General features: G+C 55.2%; 19 protein-coding genes. 7 read left to right on the top strand and 12 right to left on the bottom strand.

Features of this window, described 5'->3' with window-relative positions:
* The first annotated feature begins 24 nt into the window (after positions 1 to 24).
* The 6 genes from FGF54_RS24145 to FGF54_RS24170 all read left to right on the top strand — a co-directional run bounded on the left by FGF54_RS24145 (position 25) and on the right by FGF54_RS24170 (position 9,049).
* Positions 25 to 966: an NAD-dependent epimerase/dehydratase family protein gene (locus tag FGF54_RS24145; protein ID WP_142781414.1), complete on the top strand. Its 942-nt coding sequence runs from the start codon at positions 25 to 27 to the stop codon at positions 964 to 966.
* On the top strand, positions 963 to 2,264 hold the full coding sequence (locus FGF54_RS24150) for an HAD-IIIA family hydrolase (RefSeq protein WP_142781415.1): 1,302 nt from the start codon (positions 963 to 965) through the stop codon (positions 2,262 to 2,264). Before FGF54_RS24145 ends, FGF54_RS24150 begins: the two co-directional genes overlap by 4 nt.
* 50 nt (positions 2,265 to 2,314) lie before the next feature.
* A complete protein-coding gene (locus FGF54_RS24155) occupies positions 2,315 to 3,235 on the top strand; it encodes a GHMP kinase (protein ID WP_210247447.1) in 921 nt (306 codons plus the stop codon).
* A gap of 73 nt (positions 3,236 to 3,308) precedes the next feature.
* A complete protein-coding gene (locus tag FGF54_RS24160) occupies positions 3,309 to 4,424 on the top strand; it encodes a class I SAM-dependent methyltransferase (protein WP_168208232.1) in 1,116 nt (371 codons plus the stop codon).
* Between the two features lie 146 nt (positions 4,425 to 4,570).
* The gene (locus FGF54_RS24165; RefSeq protein WP_142781418.1) at positions 4,571 to 7,102 is read left to right on the top strand and encodes a glycosyltransferase; all 2,532 of its coding nucleotides are present in this window, start codon (positions 4,571 to 4,573) and stop codon (positions 7,100 to 7,102) included.
* A gap of 138 nt (positions 7,103 to 7,240) precedes the next feature.
* Entirely contained in the window at positions 7,241 to 9,049 is a 1,809-nt protein-coding gene (locus FGF54_RS24170) for a rhamnan synthesis F family protein (RefSeq protein ID WP_246667039.1), read from the top strand.
* A 42-nt stretch (positions 9,050 to 9,091) separates the two neighbouring features.
* Here FGF54_RS24170 and FGF54_RS24175 read toward each other — a convergent pair whose 3' ends face one another.
* The 11 genes from FGF54_RS24175 to FGF54_RS24225 form a co-directional block, all read right to left on the bottom strand.
* On the bottom strand, positions 9,092 to 9,964 hold the full coding sequence (locus FGF54_RS24175) for a glycosyltransferase family 2 protein (protein ID WP_142781420.1): 873 nt from the start codon (positions 9,962 to 9,964) through the stop codon (positions 9,092 to 9,094).
* Complete coding sequence (locus tag FGF54_RS24180) at positions 9,964 to 11,229, bottom strand: rhamnan synthesis F family protein (RefSeq protein ID WP_142781421.1); 1,266 nt, start codon at positions 11,227 to 11,229, stop codon at positions 9,964 to 9,966. The genes FGF54_RS24175 and FGF54_RS24180 overlap by 1 nt, the downstream gene beginning before the upstream one ends.
* A gap of 71 nt (positions 11,230 to 11,300) precedes the next feature.
* A complete protein-coding gene (gene rfbA, locus FGF54_RS24185) occupies positions 11,301 to 12,167 on the bottom strand; it encodes a glucose-1-phosphate thymidylyltransferase RfbA (protein ID WP_142781422.1) in 867 nt (288 codons plus the stop codon).
* A complete protein-coding gene (rfbD, locus tag FGF54_RS24190) occupies positions 12,164 to 13,057 on the bottom strand; it encodes a dTDP-4-dehydrorhamnose reductase (protein WP_142781423.1) in 894 nt (297 codons plus the stop codon). Before rfbD ends, rfbA begins: the two co-directional genes overlap by 4 nt.
* 4 nt (positions 13,058 to 13,061) lie before the next feature.
* Positions 13,062 to 14,117: a dTDP-glucose 4,6-dehydratase gene (gene rfbB / locus FGF54_RS24195; RefSeq protein ID WP_142781630.1), complete on the bottom strand. Its 1,056-nt coding sequence runs from the start codon at positions 14,115 to 14,117 to the stop codon at positions 13,062 to 13,064.
* Positions 14,118 to 14,119: 2 nt separating this feature from the next.
* Positions 14,120 to 14,689, bottom strand: a complete 570-nt coding sequence (gene rfbC / locus FGF54_RS24200; RefSeq protein WP_142781424.1) for a dTDP-4-dehydrorhamnose 3,5-epimerase — start codon at positions 14,687 to 14,689, stop codon at positions 14,120 to 14,122.
* A gap of 183 nt (positions 14,690 to 14,872) precedes the next feature.
* Entirely contained in the window at positions 14,873 to 15,769 is an 897-nt protein-coding gene (locus tag FGF54_RS24205; protein WP_080857999.1) for a MurR/RpiR family transcriptional regulator, read from the bottom strand.
* Positions 15,770 to 15,866: 97 nt separating this feature from the next.
* The gene (locus FGF54_RS24210) at positions 15,867 to 16,829 is read right to left on the bottom strand and encodes an ABC transporter substrate-binding protein (RefSeq protein ID WP_142781425.1); all 963 of its coding nucleotides are present in this window, start codon (positions 16,827 to 16,829) and stop codon (positions 15,867 to 15,869) included.
* A 7-nt stretch (positions 16,830 to 16,836) separates the two neighbouring features.
* The gene (locus FGF54_RS24215; RefSeq protein ID WP_142781426.1) at positions 16,837 to 17,877 is read right to left on the bottom strand and encodes an iron ABC transporter permease; all 1,041 of its coding nucleotides are present in this window, start codon (positions 17,875 to 17,877) and stop codon (positions 16,837 to 16,839) included.
* Positions 17,874 to 18,920 (bottom strand): iron ABC transporter permease, encoded by a 1,047-nt coding sequence (locus FGF54_RS24220; RefSeq protein WP_142781427.1) that lies wholly within the window; start codon positions 18,918 to 18,920, stop codon positions 17,874 to 17,876. The genes FGF54_RS24215 and FGF54_RS24220 overlap by 4 nt, the downstream gene beginning before the upstream one ends.
* Positions 18,917 to 19,729, bottom strand: coding sequence for an ABC transporter ATP-binding protein (locus FGF54_RS24225; protein WP_142781428.1), 813 nt, complete (start codon positions 19,727 to 19,729; stop codon positions 18,917 to 18,919). Before FGF54_RS24225 ends, FGF54_RS24220 begins: the two co-directional genes overlap by 4 nt.
* 282 nt (positions 19,730 to 20,011) lie before the next feature.
* Here FGF54_RS24225 and FGF54_RS24230 point away from each other — a divergent pair, with 282 nt between their 5' ends.
* Positions 20,012 to 22,183, top strand: a complete 2,172-nt coding sequence (locus FGF54_RS24230; RefSeq protein WP_142781429.1) for a TonB-dependent siderophore receptor — start codon at positions 20,012 to 20,014, stop codon at positions 22,181 to 22,183.
* A gap of 59 nt (positions 22,184 to 22,242) precedes the next feature.
* Here the strand turns inward: FGF54_RS24230 and FGF54_RS24235 are convergent, their stop codons facing one another.
* The gene (locus FGF54_RS24235) at positions 22,243 to 24,309 is read right to left on the bottom strand and encodes an ATP-dependent helicase (RefSeq protein ID WP_142781430.1); all 2,067 of its coding nucleotides are present in this window, start codon (positions 24,307 to 24,309) and stop codon (positions 22,243 to 22,245) included.
* Positions 24,310 to 24,378: the final 69 nt, after the last annotated feature.

The raw sequence follows: 24,378 nt of genomic DNA on the forward strand, positions 1-24,378 counted from the left end.
CGATAGCCTCTTCTGGGAGAATGTATGAAAATTCTAGTGACTGGCGGAGCCGGCTTTATTGGCAGCTTCCTTTGCGACTATCTCATAGCGAAAGGGCATCAGGTCACTGCCTATGATGACTTGTCGCTGGGACGCCGCCGAAATATCGAGCATCAGTTAAACGCTGGTGCGTTGGAATTTATCGAGGGCGATATTCTCGATGAAAGTCGCTTTGAAGATGTCGTTAAAGGCGGAAACTTCGAGTGCATTTTTCATATGGCCGCGAATTCCGATATTGCGCGTTCACATGCATCGCCGTCGATAGATCTCAAAAAGACGTTTCTTACCACATTTCAGGTGCTTGAGGCGGCTCGTAAATTTGATATCAAGCAGGTGGTGTTCGCCTCGACGTCGGCAATTTACGGTGAGACAAAGGGCAAGGTCGCCGAGACTTACGGTCCCCTTGTCCCGATTTCACACTATGGCGCCGGTAAATTGGCTTCTGAGGCTTTTATCAGTTCGTATTGTGAGAATTATGGAATAAGGGCCTGGATTACCCGGTTTCCCAATGTTGTTGGTCCAAGGGCGACGCATGGCGCAGTTTATGATTTCGTTCGTAAATTGATTGCTACGCCGGGGCTGCTTACGGTTCTTGGCGACGGAACACAGGTTAAACCATATCTGTATGTCGAGGATCTGGTCCGCGCCATTCTGCTTGTCTGGGAAAAAACCGATCAAAAAATCAATATATATAACGTTGGGGCCGACACTCGTTCAACCGTTGCGGACATCGCCCGAATCGTAATCGAAGAGTCCGGCGACAGAGCTGAAATATCCTATAGCGGTGGTGACCGGGGTTGGATCGGTGATGTTCCGAAGTTTGAATATGATACGTCAGCGCTGAACTCGCTGGGCTGGCAGCCGACTATGACGTCTGACGACGCAATTCGCGCCGCAGCGCGGGCGATCTGGAAGGAGCAACGATGAAGGTCGTTGTGCTATGCGGAGGAAAGGGAACAAGACTGGGGCTGGATGGTATACCAAAGCCGATGGTGCCTGTTCGCGGAAAGCCGCTGCTCGAGATCATAGTTGAAAATATTGCCGCATCTGGTTTTCGTGATTTCATCTTTCTGAACGGTCATCTTGCCTCGGTGATCGAGGATCATTTCGGTGACGGTACACGCTTTGGTGTCAACATCAGCCATGTGACTGAAACCGCGCCGCTTGGGACAGCCGGTTCGTTTCGGCAGATTGCGGCGGATTTGACGGAACCCTTTATCGTCGTCTATGGCGATATCTTGTTTGACATCGACTTTGCCGCGTTCGTCGAATTCGCGCTGGAACGCGGTGGTGCAGGGACGTTGTTCGTCCATCCCAATGACCACCCGCATGATAGTGACCTGCTGACGGTGGATCGGTTTGGTCGTATCGTACAGTTTCATCCGAAACCGCACGATGATGAAGGCAGGCTGCCGAATCTTGTCAGTGCCGCGTTGTATGTTCTCTCGCCAACTGCGTTGAACTACATCCCATCGTCTGGCGCTTCCGATTGGGGACGTGATATTTTTTCGGTACTGGCGGAGGCCGAAGCCCTTTATGCCTATCGGAGTTGTGAATACGCGAAGGATGTCGGTACGCCCGAACGAATAAAGAAGGCTGAGCGGCATCTGGCGGATGGGCGCGTGAAACGTCTCAACCGGCTAACGCCGAAACCAGCACTCTTCCTGGACCGCGATGGCGTTATCAATGTCGAACGTGATGGAATTTATTCTGCGCGTGATATGACGCTTATCGATGGCGCCGCACAAGCCATCCGTGCGGCAAATGACGCCGGGATCCCGGTTATCTGCGTCACAAATCAGCCAGGAGTTGCCAAGGGGTTGCTGAGCTGGCAAGAGCTGGATGCTGTCCACGCGGAACTTGATGCTCAATTGGCGGAAGGCGCGGGTGCTTTTATAGACGACTATTTCATCTGTCCTCATCATCCGGAAGCGGGATGGGAAGGTGAAGTTGTGGAGTTAAAGATCGCATGTGACTGCCGTAAACCTTTACCCGGGTTACTGCAGCAGGCCGCATCACGCCACGGTATCGACCTTGGTCGATCGTGGTTGGTCGGTGATCGGTATTGCGATATTGCTGCAGCCAATGCTGTGGGGACGTCTTCTATTTTGGTCCGCAGCGGCCACAACGGTAATGACCGTCATCGTTTTCCGGATATCGAGCCTAGTCGCATCGAAGATGATTTGGCATCGGCCCTGCCCAACTTAAAATGGGAATTTTCATGATAATCTCCAGAACCCCCCTTAGAATAAGCCTTGTTGGGGGGGGAAGCGATTTGCCAAGCTTCTATGAACAGCACGGCGGAGCGGTTTTAAGCTTCTCGATTCGGAAATATATATATTTGGCGATGCATGAGTATTTCGAGCCGAAAGGCTATATTTTGAAGTACTCTCATGTAGAGACGCCCGAAACGGTCGACCAGATTCAGCATCGGATCATCCGACAGGTATTTTCGGATCTGCAAGTTGATCGAGTGGATCTGAGCTCGAGTGCGGATGTTCCCACTGGAACAGGTATGGGGTCGTCGAGTGCCTTCACGGTAGGACTACTGAATGTGTGTCATGCCTATCAGGGAAGGCATGTGTCCCGCGCGGCACTGGCGGAACAGGCTTGTGCCGTTGAAATCGAGAAGCTTGGCGAACCGATCGGCAAACAAGATCAGTATGGTTGCGCTCTCGGCGGAATTAATTTTATCGAGTTTACGCGTGACGGAACGGTTCTGCACGAAGCTGTGCCTTTGTCTGGACAACAGCGCGAGCAACTCGAAAATAACCTGCTGCTGTTTTATCTCGGAGGGAGTCGTTCGGCGAGCGAAATCCTCGCGCGGCAGAGCAAGAATTCGGCATCGAAGGCGGATGTCATCGAAAACCTGAAATTCATGGCTGATCAGGCTAGACAGCTGCGCGGCGACATCTGCCGTGACGTGGACGTGATTGGCGAATATCTTAAAGAGGGGTGGCGCCGCAAACGTGAACTCGCTCAGGGCATATCGAACCCATTGATTGACAACGCCTACGAGCGAGCTCTCGAAGCGGGCGCCACGGGTGCAAAGCTTCTTGGGGCGGGAGGCTCTGGCTTTCTTCTCGTATATGCGCCGGGGTTCGCGCGTGAAGCGGTTATACAGAGCCTTAGCGAATTCGAACTCCATAATGTGTCAATCGACTATGCCGGAGCTTCGATCGCGTATAGTGATTAGCGGACGCAGGGTTTTAGGTAGAATCGAAAATCCCGGCAAAAATGTCACCATAGGATGGGATGAGGTGAGTTTGATGGTACAGCAGCTTTCAGCCGAGAACCGTTTGAAGCAACAGGGGTTTGAGAACGGGAATTCACCTTTCCTTTTTCAGATTTTGGATTCAGAGCAAAAGCAGCTTTATCTGGATTGGTTTACTGAGACAGCGGATAGAAATCTCATCGGCGAGACTTCTGTATCAGTTATGAGCGCGTTGATTGGTCTGATATTAGGAAATAACATTACTCGTGTTGTTCAATGTGGACACTATGCTGGATATTCCCTAATTGTATTGGGTATGCTTGCAAAAAACTACGCGAGAGACCTAAAAATTGCGTCAATCGACATTGATCAATCCGTGACAGGGTTTACTGATAAGTGGGTTGAAAAATGTGGCTTATCTCAAAGTTGTCGTACTTTGATACTCGATTCTTCAGACAGTTTCTCTGCGAAAGAGGCCTGTGATTTCTTGGGTGGACTACCCGAGCTAGTCTTTATAGACAGTTCACACCAGTATCGGCATACCCTCGATGAGCTCAACCTTTGGGCCGCGGAAATAGCGCCAGGCGGTTTAATATGTATGCACGATGCGGCTCCCTTCGCCAAGTATCAGGATCATAACGGTTTGGGGGGCGTTAGCAGAGCTCTCGATGAATGGTGTGACGAATATCCGTCTGTAGACAAGATTGTACTGCAATCTGGGTCATTCGAAGCGCCAGTCTTCAAAGACCGATGTGGTTTGGCAATTTTGCAAATCGATGAACCGGCAGATTTCTCGAAATCGCCGAGTCGTGACAGTAAGAGGCTCATTAAGGATATATCATTGTCGTTTGCCGACCAGTGGATACTGGGCGAGGGGTGGAACTTTGAACCAAATTCGGCTTCAAAAAAAACCGGCGCGTCCTCTAGTATATCCTGTTTCTCGCCGGTGAAAGAGGGCGAAAAATACCGAATTACGGTTGAGCTGAGAAACGTCACTGCAGGCGGGGTCCATCCTGGTGCAGGTGGTAGCGAATTGAGCGCTTTCTTCTCGTCTGATGGTACGCACGAGGCAGAAATTGTTGCTGGAAGCGAAAATGCGTTAATCGGTCTTTTGGCATCTGCGGACTTCGAAGGCACGGTAGTCAGTATAGATGCCGAATTTTTGGAATAGATTTGGTAATTGACTTTTCACTTGGCGGGGCGGCTTGTGAATAGGGGGGGGGCGTGGGACGTAGATCAAAATATGGATTTTATTTGCGGAGAATGTGTGCTTGACGAGCGAAAAGATAGATTTAATTGCTGGTGGAGAGTAGGCTGATGGCAATTGAGCAAGATGAGCGTTCGATTGCTGAGATGAGGGCTCAGATTACCAAGCAAGAGCAATTAGTGGCAGAGCTACGTTCTGTGGTTGCTGAAAGAGAGAAGTCTGTCGCAGAAATAGTGGCGAAGTTCTCGTCCGTGCCAGCTGAGGCCGCTCTGATGCGGGAGATCGTCTGTCTTTCCGAACGTGTTCAGGACATGCGTTCTTCCTTGAGCTGGAAGGTCACCTCGCCGTTTCGAGAGGCGAACAGGTTTTTCCTGCGCACATTTTCTGCCAGATACCGAAAAGAAAGGCGGGCACGAAAGGCGTTGCAGACCCCCTTGTCTGGGTCGCTTTCGTCCGATGCCAAGCTTTCGGCTTCAGCCAAGAGCCAGATTGAGACTGGGCCAGGGCCGGACATAGTTTATGTTATTGGCTGTTGGCCGGGGGAGTCTAAACGGTATCGTGTCTTCAACGCCGTGGAAGCTTTGACGAGCCGGGGGTATCGGGTCGAAGTGCTGCGGGAAGAGCATATGGGCCGTATTGAAGCGCGTGGATGGCGTCCTGCTGCTATCGTGTTTTTCCGAACGCCGGAAAGCCATCTGACGGCGTCTTGCATCGGTTATGCAAAGCGCCATTCGATCAAAACGTTTTTTGACATTGACGATTTGGTATTTGAACCTGATCTGGTCGATCAAATCGACGGCTTTCAGCTTCTGCCTGAGTCTGAACGCGCTACCTACATTGAGGGTGTCCGCCGATATAGAGCATTTTTGCTTGAGACCGATGCCGTTATCGGCTCAACCAAACCGCTGGTCGCTGCGCTTGCCGCCCTCGGTAAGCCGGCATATCTTGTGCCGAATACCTATAATCGAATTCAGTCGGAAAAAGCAGAGGTATTGCTGCAGAAGAAGAAAGCGGCACGAGATTTTCTGAAGATCGGATATTTTTCAGGTTCACGCACGCACAATCAGGATTTCGCGGTAGCAGCTCCAGCTATTCTCAGACTTCTTGAAGAGTTTCCGTCCCTGCGCCTTCTTGTCGTTGGCGAATTGGATTTGCCATCGGGTTTTGATTCATTCTCTGGACGCGTCGAGCGGCTCGACTTCATGCCCTATCAAAAAATGCAGGAAGAATTGGCGGATTGCGACATAAACATCGCCCCTCTTGTCATCGGGAATCCTTTCAACGAGGCAAAGAGCGAACTTAAATGGTTCGAGGCTGCGCTTCTCGCTGTTCCTTGCGTTGTGTCAAAAACCGAACCTTACGAAATTGCGGTCGCTGACGGAACGACAGGTATGCTCGCTGCCAGCGAGGCCGAATGGTATGAAAAGCTGAAGATGCTGATTGAGGACGCTTCGCTCAGGCAACGGATCGGTGAGGGTGCACGGCAGGCGGCGTTATCCAGCTGGGGCCAGGAAGCTCTTTGTGCAAAACTACTCGACGTTTTGCCGCTGAAGGATGTTTCCCCATCTTCGCGGGCCCTCCCGGTGAACACGGACAGAAAAAAAATCGACTGGATCATTCCAGGACTGATTTTGGGCGGTGGAGGTCATCGCAACATCCTTCGCGCGGCTTATTTCCTCGAGCAATTCGGTCATGACGTCGGGCTTATCTTCACCGGTGTCGAAGAAAGCGCGTCGGAAATCCGGGCGCTTCTGCATGAGCATTTCTATCCCTTCCAGGGGCAGATAAAAGTCTATGACGGGATTTTCCGTTACTCGGATGTCCTGTTCGCGACGCATTGGTCTACGGTATATACCGCGCTCGAAGCGCGAGGCATGACCGGGGAAATAATGTATTTCATCCAGGATTTCGAGCCGATGTTTGCTCCGATGGGAACGGAATACATTCTTGCGGAGAATACCTATCGAAAAGGACTTTACGGTATATCGTCAGGACCCTGGTGCGCGCATGTCCTCAGAAAAGACTTTAATGCTGAGGTTGATTTTTTCGAGTTTCCGATCGATAGGAGCGTTTATTTCCCGCGGAAGCGCCAAAAAAGCGAAAAGAATATCATATTCTTCGCTAAGCCCGATATGCCGCGCCGTTGCTACGAGCTAGGGGTGGCGATGCTGTCAGAGTTTCACCGCCTGATGCCGGATGTTGAGATCATTTTCTATGGTGCGCGAAATATAGATGAAAGGCAGCTTGATTTTCCGATTACACTGAAAGGTCTGATGCCAACCATTCATGATCTTGCGCAGGCTTACTCGGATGCTGATTTGGGCGTTGTGTTCTCAACGACAAATCCGAGCCTGGTTCCCTATGAAATGATGGCCTGTGGGACGCCGGTGGTCGATCTTGATCGGGCAGGCAACGAGGTTAACTATGATGGTAGAAACGATATTGCCCTCTTGGCGGATCCTGAGCCGAAGCTCATGGCGAGGCAGATGGCGTCACTATTGAAAAACAGGGATGAATTATCTAGCCGGGCCCAAAGAGGATTGGAACTTACGTCTCGAATGCCTGACGAACTTGGTATGGCCAAACGTGTGGAAGAACTGGTATTGAACAGGCTTCGTCAAGGTGTCCGTAAGGTCGCTTGATGGTTCTGGCGGAAGCGTAACGAGTACAACCATCATGTTTTTTCATGATGGTTGTAGGCCTGCGCGACGGAGTTTTGGGATAAAGATTTTGAATTGGCGTCGAAGATGAATGTCTCATCGGAAAGTAATTTGAACGATATGACGTTCGCTATTTCCGAGCCGGGAAAGTGTTTCCTTTCTTTGAATTGCCGGAATGTCAATATTTTGATCTTTACTATCGAATCTGACGGTGAGACGAATAGTTATTACGTAATGCCACGCAGTGAGAAAAATCTGTATTTTCTGCGCTGCAACGCGAAAAATCTCAAATTGACCATATCGGCTGACTCACCCTTTACCGGTAAGCTCGTTCGTCGCCGTGGTGTCCGGTCATTTGGCATGAGGAAGAAGCAAATCCTCGGCAGTTTTTTGCCCCGTCGCAAGCTGAGAAAAATTGACCTGCGATCTCCGGGTGTTTCAATCCAGGAAATTTCCAGTTTTTCGTTTTTTCAGGACCCGAAGGCCCCGGATAATGACGTGGTCCCAGCATTGCGAATTCGCGATAAGGCGGCCGCCACTTTATCGAAGCAAGATTTGAAAGCTTTGCAAGGGGAGATGCTGGCGAGTCTGGCAAAACAGTTTGCACGCAAATTCGATAATTGTCCGGATAGTGGTTTCATCTTCCTACTGAATGGTGAAGGCCTGTCACCGAAAAGCCAAGTCGCACTTTCTATTTGGTCGAAGGAAGTGATCGGTGATCCTGCACAGGAATGCGGTCCAGCATGGGATCTCCTGCGATCCAATCCGTCTATTGGTGCAGTATTCGGTATCGCGGATAGCCGTACTATTGTTACGCCATGGAGCAACGGCAGAAGGCTGGAAAAGATGCTCGATGCGCTTGGCATTGACGAAGTTGAAATAGCATCAGCCGGGCGATCGCCAAGATGTATGCTGATAAGAAAATCATCGCTCGTTGCTCTGAAGGCGCTCAATTTTTCAGGAGAAGATCTGACAAATGGCCTCGTGAATGAGAGGCTATTGGAACTCGTTCTATTGCCGTTGGTGAAGAGAACGGGTGCTCTCATTGCGGAAATGCCGACAGAAAAATCCTATATTCTGCAATATGAGGATTTGGACGACGCCAGATTTATCATTCATCGACCACTTGATTCACCTGCCGGCAAGGACATTTGTCTTTTTGTCGGTTTGTTGAACAAGTCTGGAACATTTTCCCCACATGCTCTCCGTTATATGCAGGCTCTTCGTTCTGCGGGTTTGCGTATTTTTGCGTTGGGAGTAGCGACGGGCGATGTTGCCAGCGCTATAGATCCGGGTAACGATATATGTGACGCCTTCGCGGCCAGAGAAAATAGCGGCTACGATTTCGCTTTGTGGGCCACGGCCCTCAGGAGATGCCCTAATTTATGGGATGCGAATTCGCTTCTGATGGCAAATGACAGTGTTTTCGTAGCGGAAGACCGCTTGCCCCGTATTATCGATGAACTCAACAGATCAGCGTTTGATGTTGCCGGCTTGACGGGCTGTGAAATGGAAAATTTCCATCTGCAAAGTTTCTTTATCAGGCTGAATCGAATTGCCCTCGAGAATCCGGCCGTAAGAAAATTTTGGGACCAGGTTGTCTCCTGGAAGGATAAGTTCAGAATTATTTCGGCCTATGAAGTCGCCATGACGGCAAAATATGAAAGTGCAGGTCTTCGTTGCGGTGCTTTATTTGATCCCGGTCGAACCCTTGGGGGGAGGCGTATCAATACATCGATCAATCTGTGGCGGGAAATTTTGCAGCAAGGTTATCCTTTTGTGAAGATCCAGTTGCTTAGAGACAATCCCACAAATGAAAACATTTCAGGTTGGAGAGAATTATTGGCCCAGAACGGCTTTGCTTTGGATGAAATTGTGACGCAGCTGTCAAAGGAAGCGCCGCACGCCGTTTCACTTCGAGTAGAGTAAAATCCAGGGCGCAAAAATGGGCAAGCTCGTAGCCTCGTAGTCCTATTTCGTTCTCATCTGCTCAAATGGCTCTTCGATATCCTTATATAGAATGCAGCCCATTAGAAATCCGATTGCCTTGCCGCGGCGTCTTGCCGAAACGAGCGCTTGTGGGGAGAGAAGCAAAAGAAGCGCTTGAATAAGCGTTGATAAAAAAGGCCATGGTCTTTTGTGTTTTCGACCTGTGTAAATTCGTGATCGCGCCATATGAAATGCTTTAAACTTAGCGACTGCGGGCGATCGGGCTGTCGAATTGCCATTGGCGTGCGTAACGACTGCATCTCGAATAAACATGAGCGGTCCAAATTCCGCGAGTCGGAGAGAGAGATCGTCATCCTCGTGATATAAGAATATGTTGGGGTCGAAGCCGTTTGCTTTTAGAAACAGCTCTCTTGAAACAAAAATTGCGGCTCCACTCAGAACGGGAATAGCACAGTCCGTAGGCGGCCAACCTTTTGGCATGTATCGATTACGCGGTAATAGCCAAGATCGTCTCTTAAAATATTCTGAGCCATCACTATTCTCTATACGGGGATTAAAGGCGGATGCGTCTTTATACCGACGCGCAGCCGACAAAAGTTGATCTAGGCTCCCAGGATGAATTGTCGCATCCGGATTGAGAAAAAGCAGCCAAGGAGTTTTTGCCACTGCGGCGCCGGCATTGCAGCCCGCACCGAACCCCTCGTTCTGTTCGAGGGTTTCTATATGTATGGCGCGTTCCGCGGGAAAGGATGGAAACTGGTTTGTTTTCCCGTTGTCGACCAGAATAATTGGCGTTTCTCTAGGGATTGAAGCGACCATTTGTCCGATAACCGCGTCACTCTTGTAACAGACGGAGACCACGGTGATGTCGGAAACTGAAAGCTCTTTGTGCATCAGATAAATTCTACTGTGTGATGTGTACCGTCGGATTCTGCCGCTGGTTGAGCCGTGCCGATCTTATAGCCGGACTGACGGACAAACGCAGAAAACATCCGCTCGAGACTGTGCTGTAACGTTCCGCGTTTCGCACCATTCTCGATATCGAAGTCTTGAAGACCAATATCGGCCACACGAATTTTGTGGAAAGCTGTTGGGCGAAACCAGAACATCGTTCCAACGAAGAACTGTATTTCATCAGGTTCCAACAACAGCCCGGTGCGTTTTGAAATTTTTCTTATTTGCTTCAGTTCGCCTTTCAGGTATGGGGCCACTGAACGGTCGGCTTTCGGCAAACTCAGGTTTTTTGGCCCAATAACGCCAAGATCGGGCATGGCTTCAAATAAGTCGAGTATGCGATCCCGCGCGCCATCTCTTATCAGGCTGGAAAATATATAACGGCGAATTCTCTCACCTGACTTTGTCTGCTTTCCATCTTTCAGCGACAGTTTTCCATGTATTTTGCATACAGCATCATATTTATCGAAGCGGCCCTGTCTTAGAAGCTCCATGAACGGTCCCACATCTCTGCCGCGATTTTCCGTAACAACCACAGTCGCATTTGGAAATGTCTTCAAAATTTCTGTCTGAAACTCGATATTGGTTGCCGTAAGACCTACGATAACGTCGCTTCCGGAGCAATCTTCAAGTATAATCGTTTTTATCTCAGACCATGTCTCGACATAGTGTAGATGTACATAAACACAGCTCCGAATTTTTCTTATATAAATCGGTTGTTTATTTGCTTTGTCGAGAGGCCAGCCGTCGTCGAGCCAGTACCAGCCATTTTTATCTCTGGAAGCATCATCGAGGCCATACAGGTGCAGGTATCGATATTCGACGTTCGCAAATGCTGCCTTTTCTCGATCCTCAGCATTTCTTCCAAGACATAGTAGCTTTTCTCCAGGCCCGAAGCTTTGGAGTGCATGCTTCTGTGTTGCGAGGAAGATTTTCCACAACTCGAAGGACGTCTTCGTTATTTTGGAAAATGAAATAGGAAACCCTTTAGAGGATTCTTTGTTGCTCTCTATACTGAATACTATTTTGTGGAGCGGCTTTTTTAAATGTACTTTGTATTGGATATTCCGCGAGCTGAAGTCCAAACGACAGCAACGCTCCACATCATCGAGATCGGCAATTTCAATCGCGTCTAAACCAGATTTGCTGTTGACGCTTATATCATAGTAGCCCGGTTCAAGACCCAGCGTTTTTAACTGATACATCGATTGTCGATACCTAAACCCGATTTAAGCACAGCCTGATGCCGCCTATCGATCGACTTCCATCAGCGGGATCATACATTCGCAAGTTTACGCAAGTAAACGCCATAATCGCCCTTGCCCGCTTTTTCGGCGATTTCGACAAATTGCGCCTTGGAAATGAAGCCCTTGCTCAAGGCGATCTCTTCCGGACATGCAATCTTGAAACCCTGTCGCTTCTCCAGCGTTCGCACGAATTCACCGGCTTCCAGAAGACTCTCCGGCGTGCCAGTATCAAGCCACGCGTAACCGCGTCCCATGATGGATACTTTCAGCTTGCCGCGTTCGAGATAGGTTCGATTTACGTCCGTAATCTCGTATTCGCCGCGCGCGGACGGTTTGAGATTGGCGGCGATATCGACCACATCAGCATCGTAAAAATATAGACCGGTGACCGCCCAGTTGGATTTGGGCTTTGCCGGTTTTTCCTCGATGGAGAGGGCGCGCATTTCACCATCGAAATCGACCACGCCATAACGTTCGGGATCGTTCACATGATAGGCGAAGACCGTAGCACCGTCGTTAACGCTCGTACCAGCCTGCAGAAGTTCCGGTAACCCATGGCCGTAATATATGTTGTCACCCAGGATAAGGCAGGACGGCGAACGCGCCACGAAGTCCGCGCCGATCATATATGCCTGCGCCAGCCCATCCGGGCTCGGCTGGACCGCATATTCAATGGAAAGACCCCATTTTGAACCATCACCGAGGAGGGACTGGAAAAGCGGCATGTCATGGGGTGTCGAGATAATCAGAATCTCGCGGATGCCGGCCAGCATCAGCGTGGTCAGCGGATAATAGATCATCGGCTTGTCGTAGACTGGCAGGATCTGTTTCGAGACCGCCAATGTCATCGGATGCAGGCGCGTGCCGCTGCCTCCGGCCAGAATGATACCCTTCATGGCATTTCCTTTTTGCTCTGCGCAAGAGCGGTGACCACCGCGCGCGTTGATGTTTGCCAGCTCGGCAGCTTTATGCCGTAAACCTCTTCCAGCTTGCTGCAATCAAGCCGCGAGTTTGCCGGGCGCCGGGCCGGGGTAGGGTATTGCGCAGTCGTGATGTCGTTGACGACAATGGACTTCCCGCCGTTTTCCGCGGAAAGGGCGAATATCTGTTTCGCGAAATTCGCCCAGTTCGTTTCACCGGTGCCAGACAGGTGAAACACCCCACGAAGAGGGGCCGAGGGATCTTCCACGAGCCTTCTTGCGATTGTTACGACCGCGGCAGCGATATCGTTGGCCGAAGTAGGGCATCCAAACTGGTCCGCAACGACATTGATTTCGTCGCGGTTCTCGCTCAGCCGGAGCATGGTCTTCACGAAGTTGTTGCCATACTCCGAATAGACCCATGCGGTCCGCAGAACCACATAATTGTCGGTGGCCTCTGAAACGGCTCGTTCGCCTTCGAGCTTCGAGCGGCCGTAGACGGAAGTGGGGCCTGTCGGATCACTTTCGACATAAGCGGTGTCCTTGGTGCCGTCGAAAACATAGTCCGTAGAAAGATGAACGACGGGAATGCCGATGTCACTTGCCGCTTGTGCGACAGCCCTTGCTCCATCTCGATTAACGGCAAAAGCGATGTCCTGCTCGCTTTCTGCCTTGTCGACGGCGGTATAGGCTGCTGCCGATACCACGACATCGGGTTTTACCTCGCGTAGCGCCTTCAAAACAGTTTCAGGCTGCGCAAGGTCGAGTTCCGGCCGACCAAGAGCCACGATCTCCAGCTCGTCATTCGCCAATGCCTGGAGGGCGCTGACGACCTGACCATTTTTGCCCGTAACTGCCAGCCGCATCCAGTCAGCCTTTCGTCAGAACGCCGAGGCGCTCTCCGGAGTACACACCCTCGCGTAGCGGCTGCCACCACCACGCATTGTCGAGATACCATTCCACAGTCTTGCGGATGCCAGTGGCAAAATTTTCTTGCGCTTTCCAGCCGAGTTCGGTTTCGAGCTTGGTCGCATCGATGGCATAGCGGGCATCGTGGCCGGGGCGATCCGTCACATATTTGATAAGCTCGGCATAGGGCTTAGGTTGCGGGCGTAGCTCATCGAGAATGGAGCAGATGCAGTTGACCACATCGATGTTCTTCTGCTCGTTTCTGCCGCCGACATTGTACTTCTCGCCGGCAAGGCCTTTCTGGACGATGAGCCACAGGGCGCGGGCATGATCCTCCACATAAAGCCAGTCGCGGATGTTCGCACCGTTTCCATAGACTGGCAGAGGCTTGCCTTCCAGTGCGTTGAGAATGATCAGCGGAATGAGTTTTTCCGGGAAATGGAATGGTCCATAATTGTTAGAGCAATTGGAAATGACGACCGGAAGGCCATAAGTACGCTGCCAGGCCGTGGCAAGATGATCGCTTGCGGCTTTCGAGGCGGAGTATGGCGATGAAGGGTCGTAGGGGGTTGTTTCTTCAAACAGGCCGTTGTCCCCGAGTGAGCCGTAAACCTCGTCGGTTGACACGTGGAGCATGCGGAAATTCGCCTTGGCGTCTTCCGCAAGGCCGCTCCAATATTGCCGCGCCGCTTCCAGCATTGTGAAAGTGCCGTGGATATTGGTTTGAATAAAATCCGCAGCGCCGGTTATTGAGCGGTCGACGTGGCTTTCGGCGGCCAGATGCATCACGTAGTCCGGCTGGAATGTCGCGAATGCCTCATTCATCGCAGCCCGGTCACATATGTCGGCCTGAAGAAAGCGGTGGTTAGGCGCATTTTCGATCGGCTTGAGGGACGCCAGATTTCCTGCGTAAGTCAGCTTGTCGACAGTGAGAACATCCGCGCCAACCTCGCTAACGAGATAACGTACGAGGGCTGAGCCGATAAATCCGGCGCCGCCGGTAACTAGAACGCGCATCATCAGTTCCCAGTGTTTTGGTAGGTGAAATATTCAGGCAATTCTGACAGAAGCGGCTGCCTTGCATCCTTGTCGGAAAGGATGCAGCCTTCCAGCTTCGGCCAGTTTATACCGATGGCGGGGTCATCCCATTTGACGCCGCGGTCATTGGCTGCACTGTAAGGGGCCGTCACCTTGTATGAGATGACCGTGTTGTCAACGAGCGTCATGAAGCCATGGGCAAATCCCGCCGGAACCCACAGTTGCTCGCCATTTTCCGGTGATAGCTCGACAGCGGCCCATTGTCCGAAGGTGGGCGATCCTGTTCTGATATCGACAGCGACATCCAGCAGCCGTCCCCGAATGCAGCGAACGAGCTTGCCCTGTGCAAAAGGCTCTGTCTGGAAATGAAGCCCTCTTACGGTTCCGGCCTGTGCGGAGAGGGATTCATTGTCCTGCACGAACTCCACATCCGCTACATTTTCGCGAAACCAATCCCTCTTGAAAACCTCGCTGAAGTACCCCCTGCTGTCGCCGAAACGCGCCGGAGTTATCTTTTTCAAGCCTGATATCGAGAATGCTTCTAGTTGCACTATGCGGATCCTGTCTGGTCTGCCTACTCAGGGTGATATGGCTTTATCGGTAGGGACAGTCAATAACGCTTTATTGATCGCCCACACAAGAGCGACGGAAACTCCATCGAACAGTATCCAGAAAGCTTGTTTTATCAGCGCTACTTTTTCGCCTGGAGAGGGATGGGGAAGAGTTCCAAAAAGCTAAACCCGCTTATGCGGCCTGATCGACGTCCTCAGTTCCACCAGCCGCTCCAGTGTCTCAAGGCTTCGCTCGGGGCAGGCGGCGGAGAGGGCAAGGGCCATGGTTTCCATGGCGATGAAGGTGGGGGCGTGGAGCGCCACGCCTTCGTTTTTGGCGCGGGGCAGGAAGAGGCTGGCGTTGGCGTGTTTTTTGAGCACGCTGTCTTCCTGGCCAAGCAGCATGATGATCGGGATGTCGAGGCGGCCGGCCTCGGCTATGGCGGTCTGGGCTTCGCGGTGGGCGCGGCCGTGCAGGAGCATGATGAGGACGTGGCCGTTTTCAAGCTCGAGTAATTGTTCGGCAAGCGCGATGCCGGTGGCGTTGAGCGCATAGGAATGGACGCCCGAGCGTTGGAACAGCCTTGCCGCATAGGTGGCGATGATGCCGGAGGCGCCGATGCCGAGCACGCCGATGCCGCGCGCTTGCGAGAGAAGCCGCACGGCCGCCGCCATGGCTTCGCGGTTTTCTGCGCTTGAAAGCATCTCCAGCGTGTTTTTCTGATTGTCGAGCACGAAATCTATCGCCGCATCGCAGTTGCCGGATATGGATTTTGTCGTCGCCGCCATTTTTTCGACGGGCGAATCCGTCACGCCCAGATAGGCCTCCAGCGTTTCCTTGAGATCGACCAGCCCCTGGAAGCCGAGCGCCTGTATGGCGCGGATGACGGTCGCATCGGATGTGTTGGTCTCGAAGCCGATTTCCAGCGCCGATTTGGCGAGAACGGCATGGCGGTGGCCGTCAATATATTCGGCAACGGCAAGCAGGCCCGGCGACAGGCGGTCGCGGCGCTTGCGCAGCTGCTCGCCGAAACGGTCAGTGCGCCGAAGCCTTGATGTATGCGTCTCGCCAGCCGGCATGAATTCTTCCGTGAAGCTGAGTTTTCTACTCTTCTTCACGAATTAGCAGCGCGCCAAGCCGGGAGGCAAGCGCTTTTGTCCGTAGTGGTCGTCGCCGTCACTTTTCGTGCGCCGGCCGCACCGTCAAATGCGACTGGACGGCGGAGACCATGAGGCTGAGCGCGGCGTAGGAATTGGAAATCGCTTCCTCGCGCGGCAGGAGGATGTACCGACCGTTGCGGCAGGCCTGAAGAAAATTGCAGAAGCCCGGCATCACGGCTTCCATCATGTCGATTTCCGCCTGCGGCGAAGCGCCGGTATCGGAACGATAGGGATCGAAGATAATATCGGCATCGAGTTCCGGCAGGCGTTCGGCGCTGATCTCGATACGGTCGCCATCCGGAATGGCGTCGATGATGGTGGGGAAACGGAAACCCGCATCGCGCAGCACGCGGCCGAGCGCCCGATAGGTGTGGTAGACACTGATCTTGCCGTTGAGCGGCTGGAACACCGAAACGGTGATGGCGCCGGTATCGACCGATGCCTTCAGCGCCTCGATCTGTGCGCGGTAACGACGGTCCAGCACGGCCAGCCGCTCCTGCGTGCCGGTGAGTTCGGCCAGCACCTTGTAAATATGCGGTGCGCCGTCTTTGTTATTGTCGATGGCGACGGTGGGGGCGATCTGCGCCAGTTTTTCAACGGGGGTGGGGCGGTCAGGCTCGGTCAGGATGAGATCGGGCTTGAGGGCGATAATCGCCTCCAGATCGGCATTGATGGAGCCGATATAGGCGATGTCGCTATTGTCGAAATCAACACCGGTCAGAATGGCGCTGGAGCGCAGATAGGGTTTGCCGTCCGCGCCCATGCGGCCATGGCTGCCCACCGGCGTCACGCCTAGCTCGATCAGCGGAATGGTGAGGTCGATATCGTGCAGCGTCACGATGCGCTTCGGCTTTGCCGGAATGGAAACGCTGCGGCCGAGGTCGTCGGTAAAGCTTCGGCTGGTCTCTTCGGCCTGGGCCGTGGCTGTAACGAGGAGAAAAGCGGCGGCCGGGAGAAGGGCGAGAAGTGTTTTGCGCATGGGGGACCTATAGGCGATGCCGGTGAAACCAGAGAAGGGCAAGGAGCGTGGGTGCGCCGACGGCGGAAAGGACGAGGCCGGTCGGCAGCTCCAGCGGTGAAAAGGCGGTTCGGGCGATGGTGTCGGAGGCTGCGACCAGAGTTGCGCCTGTAAGGCCGGCACCCAAGACAAGCCCCGGATAGGAGCCACCGGGCAATAGAAGCCGGGCGATATGCGGACCGATCAGGCCGACAAAACCGATGCTGCCGGTGAAGGAAACGCAGGATGCGGTGAGGCTGACGGCAAGCGTGACATGAAGCACTGAAAGGAGGCGGTTATGGACGCCAAGCGCCGTCGCCGCATGATCGCCGAGTGCCTGCAAGTCTGCGGCGCGCGCCGTCAACAACAGCAGGCCAAGGGCGATGACGAGGATGACGGAGAGGATTGAAACGGCGGTCCAGCTTGCGCCCTGCAGGTTGCCAGCCATCCAGATCATCGCTGTCTGCAAATTGCGAATATCGAGCGATGCCATGAGGATAAGCAGCAAAGCTGATAAAAACCATGAAAAGCCGATGCCGGTCAGCACGAAGCGCAGGCGCGAGGTTGCGCCGGAGAGCGTGAGAACGATTATGGCACTTGCCATGCCGCCGGCAATGCCCACAACGGGGCGCAACATGACCGGCAGGGAAGGCAGCAGGAACAGGCAGCCCAGCACGGCAAGGGATGCGCCTTCGCGCACGCCGAGCAGGCCGGGATCGGCAAGGCCGTTGCGGGTTGTGGCCTGCATGATGGCGCCGGCAATGCCGAGCATGGCGCCGGCCACCATCGCAAGCGCCAGACGCGAGAGCCGGAAGTCGAGAACCACGACCGCGTCGGTCATGGCGGCATCGGTGTTGGTTGCGGTGACAAGCGACCACAGGGCGGAGGCGGGAATATGCTGGCTGCCGGCGGTGAGCGACCACAGGGCGACAAGCATGAGGCAGAGGAAAAGCGACAGCAGAATGATGAGCCGCGACGGCATGACGCGGACGGAAAAGCGCCCCAGTCGGAGAACCCGGTAACGGTTCATTTCAGCACCCTGCGCACCAGCCAGAGAAACACCGGCGCGCCGACAAGGCCGGTCATCGCACCGGTGGGCAGTTCTTTCGGCAGGAGAATGAGGCGGGCGGCAAGATCGGCTGCGATCAAGAGAACCGCGCCGCCGAGTGCAGCGATGGGTATGGCAAGCAGAAGCCGTCCCGTTTTCAGGCGCGCGACGAGTGGCGGCACCACAAGACCGACGAAGCCGATGGGACCGACGACGGCGATGGCCGCGCCGCAGAACAGCGATATGGAGACAAGCGCCAGAATCCGCGTCGAACGGATCGGCACGCCGAGCGCTGCGGCTGCGCTGTCGCCCAGCCCCAGAAGATCGAGCCGGGGGGCGACGGCGAAAGCGAGGATAAGCGCGATCGCGGCCGCGGGTAGGGCGGCGGCGATGGTTGCCATGGAAACGCCGGCGGTGTCGCCCACCAGCCAGAAACGCATCTGCTGCAATGTTTCCTCATTGAGGATGAGGATGGCGGAGGTGATGGTTGCGGCAAGCGTGGAAAGCGCAATGCCGCAAAAGACGAGTTTTGCCGGCGTCAGCCCCTGCCGACCGGCGGAAGCAAGGAGAAGCACGAGCGAAAAGCTGATGCCCGCGCCCGTCGCCGCCAGCAATGGGCGGAAGAGCGGCGTTGCGATCAGCCCGAGCGGCAGTACCGTCGCCAGAACGACGGCAAGGCTTGCCCCGGCATTCAAGCCCAGAATATGCGGCTCGCCGAGCGGATTTCGAAGCAGGGTCTGCAACAGAAGACCCGCTGTTCCAAGGCAGGCCCCGGCCTGCAACGCAGCCAGCAGACGCGGCAGGCGCAGGCGCATCAAAACCTGCTGGTCGAAATTGCGGGCGTCATAAGCAAATATCAGGTCTTGCAGAACGTGCGGCGCGATGGGGCGCGGGCCGGTGGCCATATGCGCCAGCACCAGAAGCAACAGGGCAAGCAGCAGGAGAAGTGCTGCCGCAAGTGTGCGGCCATAGGCTCGCTCTCTAAGGGCAAGGGTGTTTGCGCTGCTGGTGCCGGTAAGGTTCATGCCGCGCCGGCCCGTCCGGGCAGGGGAAGAAATACCGGCCGCGCCGTCACCGGATGCGTGAGCTGGGCAACTGCCATGTCGAAGACATCGGCAATGATGCCGGCATCGCAGGCCGCCGCCGTTTCCAGCCGGTGCCGCAGCCGCCCGTCCTTCAGGAAAATCAGGTGATCGGCATATTGCAGGGCAAGATTGATGTCGTGCAGCACCGCCACGATCGTGCGGTTGTGGCGGCTGACGAGGCCCGCCAGCATGTCCAGCACCTCTATCTGGTGGTGCAGATCGAGAAAGGTGGTCGGCTCGTCGAGAAGAATTATATCCGTCTGCTGGGCCAGCGCCATGGCGATCCAGGCGCGCTGGCGCTGGCCACCTGAAAGGCTGTCGACCGCTCTTTCCGCCAGTTCGGACATGCCGGTCACGGAAAGCGCCTCTTCCACCGCGCGGGCGTCTTCCTCGCTCCATTGCTTCAGAAATCCCTGATGCGGGTAACGGCCCCGGGAGACGAGGTCGAAAACCGAAAGCCCCTCCGGCGTATGGTTCTGCTGCGCCAGCATGCCGAGCTTTTTCGCCACCTCCTTGGTCGGGTGGCGGAAGATATCGCTGCCGTTGAGAAGAATATGGCCCCGTGCGGGCCGGTGCAGGCGGGCAAGCGCGGAGAGAAGCGTGGATTTTCCGGAACCGTTCGGGCCAAGCAGAACGGTGAAGCGGTTCGGTGCGACATCGATGGACATATCCGCAAGCACCGGCGTGTCGCCATAGGCAAGCTCGATTGCCTGCGCCGCAAGGCCTGTATCCGTGCTTATGGGTCTCATGCCGTCGTTCAAATTCGTCCCCGTCTGAATGCGTTGCCACCAGAATTATTGATGACTGTAGTAGTCAAGTATATGGCGTTCGAAAAAGCGGTTTTTGCCGGTCGATTTGAACAAAAAGCGGCTGTCATGGGCTGAAATGACACGCCAGGAAGCGCGAATGCACTCTTCGGTGCCGACGTTTTGCCGCGCTGAAGCGGAAATAAAGTTGACTACTACATTCATCAATTGAAAGAGCGGTGCATCGTCGCGATGACGATTTGGGACAGCCGGGGACAAGACAGGATGCATGACGGTTCGATGATCATTGGGGTGCGCTCGCGGGCGCTGCTGGCGTTTCTTCTGGCCGGGGTCGCCCTGCCTGCTTATGCGCAGGAGAGTGCGGCACCGAAGAAAAATGCCGACGGGACGACCGTGCTCGAAACCATAACCGTCAATGCCGATGTCAAAAAAGGTGCGCGCGGTTATCAGCCGGTGACGACGGGCACGGCGACACGCACCGAAACGCCGCTCCTCGACATTCCGCAATCGGTCAATGTGGTGACGGCCGAGGTGCTGCACGACCAGCAGGCGCGCTCGCTGGATGAAGCGCTGGCCAATGTCAGCGGCGTCACCCAGGCAAATACGCTCGGCGGTACGCAGGATGCCGTCATCCGCCGTGGTTTCGGCGATAATCGCGACGGCTCCATTCTCGTCAACGGGCTGAAGACGGCCCTGCCGCATTCCTTCAACGATACGGTCGAGCGGGTGGAAGTGCTGAAAGGCCCGGCCTCCACGCTTTACGGCATTCTCGATCCCGGCGGCATGGTGAATGTCGTGACGAAGAAGCCGGAGGACACATTCACGGCGGAGGCCTATTCGCGCTTTTCCGCCTATGGGGCGGGCAAGTATGGCACATCGGGCGGTTTCGATGTGACCGGCCCGATTGCGGGCACGGATTTTTCCTATCGCCTGATCGGCGAGGGGGAAAACAGCGATTATTGGCGCAATTTCGGTGAAAAGAAGAACTGGCTGATCGCGCCTTCGCTGAAATGGAGCGGCGAGGACACCGATATTACGGTTTCCTACATGCATGAGGACTACAGCGTGCCGTTCGATCGCGGCACGATCTTCGATCCGGCGACCGGCAGGGCGATCAATGTCAGCCGCCGCCTGCGCCTCGATGAAGCCTATAACATCACCGACGGTAAATCCGATCTCGCGAGCATCGCCATAGACCGCCAACTCTCCGATGACTGGAAGCTGTCGCTGAATTACGCCTATAGCCGCAACGAATATTCGGACAATCAGGCGCGCGTGATGGGTTATAATTCCCGCACGGGACAGGTGACGCGACGGGCTGATGCGACGCAATATTCCACGATCTACAATCACGCGCTGCGGGCGGATCTGACGGGCGAGGCCGAAATCGGCGGGCTGCGCAACGACCTGCTGTTCGGCGCGTCCTATGACTACAGCGATACCCTGCGCACCGACATGCTGCGATGCGCGAATTCCACGAATTTCAACGTCAACAATCCCGTCTATGGCCGCCTGCCGGTCTGCACAACGGTGAGGGCGGTCGACAGCGACCAGACGGAAGAGCTTTCCACCGCCTCGATCTATATGCAGGATGCCCTGCACCTTAACGATCAATGGATCGCGGTCGGCGGTTTGCGTTACCAGTATTACGACATCTATGCCGGCAAGGGCCGTCCCTTCGTCGTCAATACCGAGAAGGATGGCGGCGAGCTCATTCCCAATGCCGGTCTGGTCTACAAGCTCACTCCGAATGCCTCGCTTTACGCCAATGTGGCCAAAACCTTCCGTCCGCAATCCTCCATCGGCGCCTATTATGGCGGGCTCGATCCGGAAGAGGGCATCTCCTACGAAGTGGGTGCGAAGTTCGATCTTTTCGCCGGGCTGAACGCCAATATCGCCCTGTTCAATGCCCGCAAGCGCAATGTCGCCTATTCGGAAGATGTCGGCGGCGTCTCTACGGTGAAGGCCGCCGGCCTCGTCCGTTCGCGCGGTGTGGAGGTCGATATTGCCGGCAGCCTGACCAACGATCTCGATCTCATCGCGAGTTATGCCTATACGGATGCGCTGGTGCTCGAAGATCCCACCTATGCCGGCAAGCGCTTGCCGAATGTGGCGCGCCTCACCGGCTCGCTCTTCCTTGCCTATGATGTCGGCGAGGTCGGTCCGAACGGCAATACGCTCCGCATCGGCGGCGGCGTCCGGGCGGTGGGTGAGCGCGCCGGCATCAACGACAATTCCTATAATCTGCCGGGCTATGCGGTCTTCGACGCTTTCGCCACCTATACGCTTCAGTTCGAAAAGCCGGTGACGCTGCAGCTCAATCTGAAGAACATCTTCGACAAGACCTATTATACCTCGTCCATCGGCTCCACCAGCTATGCCAATGCCGTGGGCGAGCCCTTCAATGTCAGCCTGACGGCCAGCGTGAAGTTCTGACAACGGCGTCGACCGGAAAACAATCGCCAGTCATGAGAGCGGGGTGAATGCCCCTCTCTTTATTTCCACATGGCGCGCATCCGCGCACCCACATCGATGCGGATCTGCTGCGCGCTGCGTTCGGAAGCGGCAGCCGACACCAGTGGCCAGGTTGCCGTTTCGAAGAATTGCAGCAATGTCGCCGGGATGAAGCGGGTTCTTGCGGCGTAAACATGCCGGTCGCCCTGCTGGTTCTGCCCGCCGGTGAAGAAACGTTGCGGCGTGATCAGCGCGAGGCTGTCCTTGGCGCGCGTCATGGCGACATAGAGCAGCCGGCGTTCTTCCTCCAGTTCCTGGGTGGTGCCGACCCCGAGATCGGAGGGAATGCAGCCATCGACCACATTCAGGATGAAGACGGAGCGCCATTCCTGGCCTTTTGCCGAATGGATGGTGGAGAGGCTGAGATAGTCCTCGTCAAGTAGCGGCACGCCGGCCTGATCGCTGGTGGCGTCCGGCGGATCGAGCGTCAGCTCGGTCAAAAAGCGCTCGCGTGAGGGGTAGCCGCCGGCGATCTGCTCGAGCTGCAGCAAATCGGCCTTGCGGGTGTCCGCATCCTCATGGATGCGTTCCAGATGCGGTTCGTACCACAGTCGCGCCTGCCCGATCTGACCCGGCCAGTCATTCGGCGCCTGTCGCAGGCCCACCAGCATTTGCGTGAAGGCTGTCCAGTCGCCGCCGGTCTTCGGCGGCGGCGGTATTTCGGCAAGGGCAAGCAGCGGCTCGGGGTCTGTTGCAATCGCATCGAGAATATTGCCGGCCTTCTTCGGTCCGATGCCGGGCAGCATCTGCAGCAGCCGGAAACCGGCGACGCGGTCGCGCGGGTTCTGCGCGAAGCGCAGCACGGCCAGCATGTCCTTCACATGGGCGCTGTCGAGGAATTTCAGGCCGCCGAATTTGACGAAGGGGATGTTGCGGCGGGTCAGTTCCACCTCGAGCGGGCCGCTATGGCTGGAGGTGCGGAACAGCACGGCCTGCTGTTTCAGCGTCATGCCGGTTTCGCGGTTGGCGAGAATCTGGTCGATGATGAAATTCGCCTGTTCGGTCTCGTCCTTCACCGTCACGAGTTTCGGGCGCTCCAGCGACTGCCGCTCGGTCCACAGGTTCTTGGTGAATCGCTCGCGCGCCAGATCGATGACGCCGTTGGCGGCCGCAAGGATCGGCTGCGTCGAGCGATAGTTGCGGTCAAGCGTGATGATGTCGGCAGCAGGGCTGAAGGAAGCCGGAAAATCGAGGATGTTTCGCACCGTCGCTGCCCGGAAGGAATAGATCGACTGCGCATCGTCGCCCACCACGGTCAACCCGCGGCCACCGGGCTTCAGTGCCATCAGCACCGAAGCCTGAAGCCGGTTGGTATCCTGATATTCGTCGACCATCACATGGTCGAAGCGGTTGCCGATATCGTCCGCAAGGACGGGATCGCTGACCATCTGGGCCCAGTAGAGCAGGAGATCGTCGTAATCGAGAACGTTCTGGACCTGCTTGGCCTCCACATAGGCTGCAAACAGTTCCTTGAGTTCGCTCTCCCAGTTGGCGACCCAGGGATAATGCTGGCGCAATATCTCTTTGAGCGGCGTCTGGGAATTCACCACGCGCGAATAGATCGCAAGACACGTCCCCTTCGTCGGAAAGCGGCTTTCGGTCTTGGAAAAGCCGAGTTCGTGCCGGGCGAGGTTCATCAGGTCGGCGCTATCCTCGCGGTCGTGGATGGTGAAATCGATGTTGAGCCCGATCTGCTCGGCATAGATGCGCAACAGGCGCGCGCCGATGCCGTGAAACGTGCCGGACCAGGCCAGCGCGTCTGTCATGATTGCCGAATTCGCCCCGATAACGTGTTTGCAGATACGCTCGACCCGCCGCGACATTTCCGTGGCGGCACGTCTGGAAAACGTCATCAGCAGAATGCGGCGGGGATCGGCGCCATTCACGATCAGATGCGCAACACGGTGGGCGAGCGTATTGGTCTTGCCCGAACCGGCCCCGGCGATGATCAGCAGCGGCCCGGCCGTGTGCCCGTCTGCCAGCCCAACGCCATGTTCCACCGCCTTGCGTTGCTGTTCGTTGAGCTTTTCCAGATAGGCAACCGCCATGCCAGCAATCCTTAGATAACCTGCCTGTCCCCACGGGTGAGAACCTTGTTCAGAGATGGCAGTCGTCGG

The sequence above is a fragment of the Agrobacterium sp. T29 genome (assembly GCF_006970545.1).
GTDB lineage: Bacteria > Pseudomonadota > Alphaproteobacteria > Rhizobiales > Rhizobiaceae > Agrobacterium > Agrobacterium leguminum.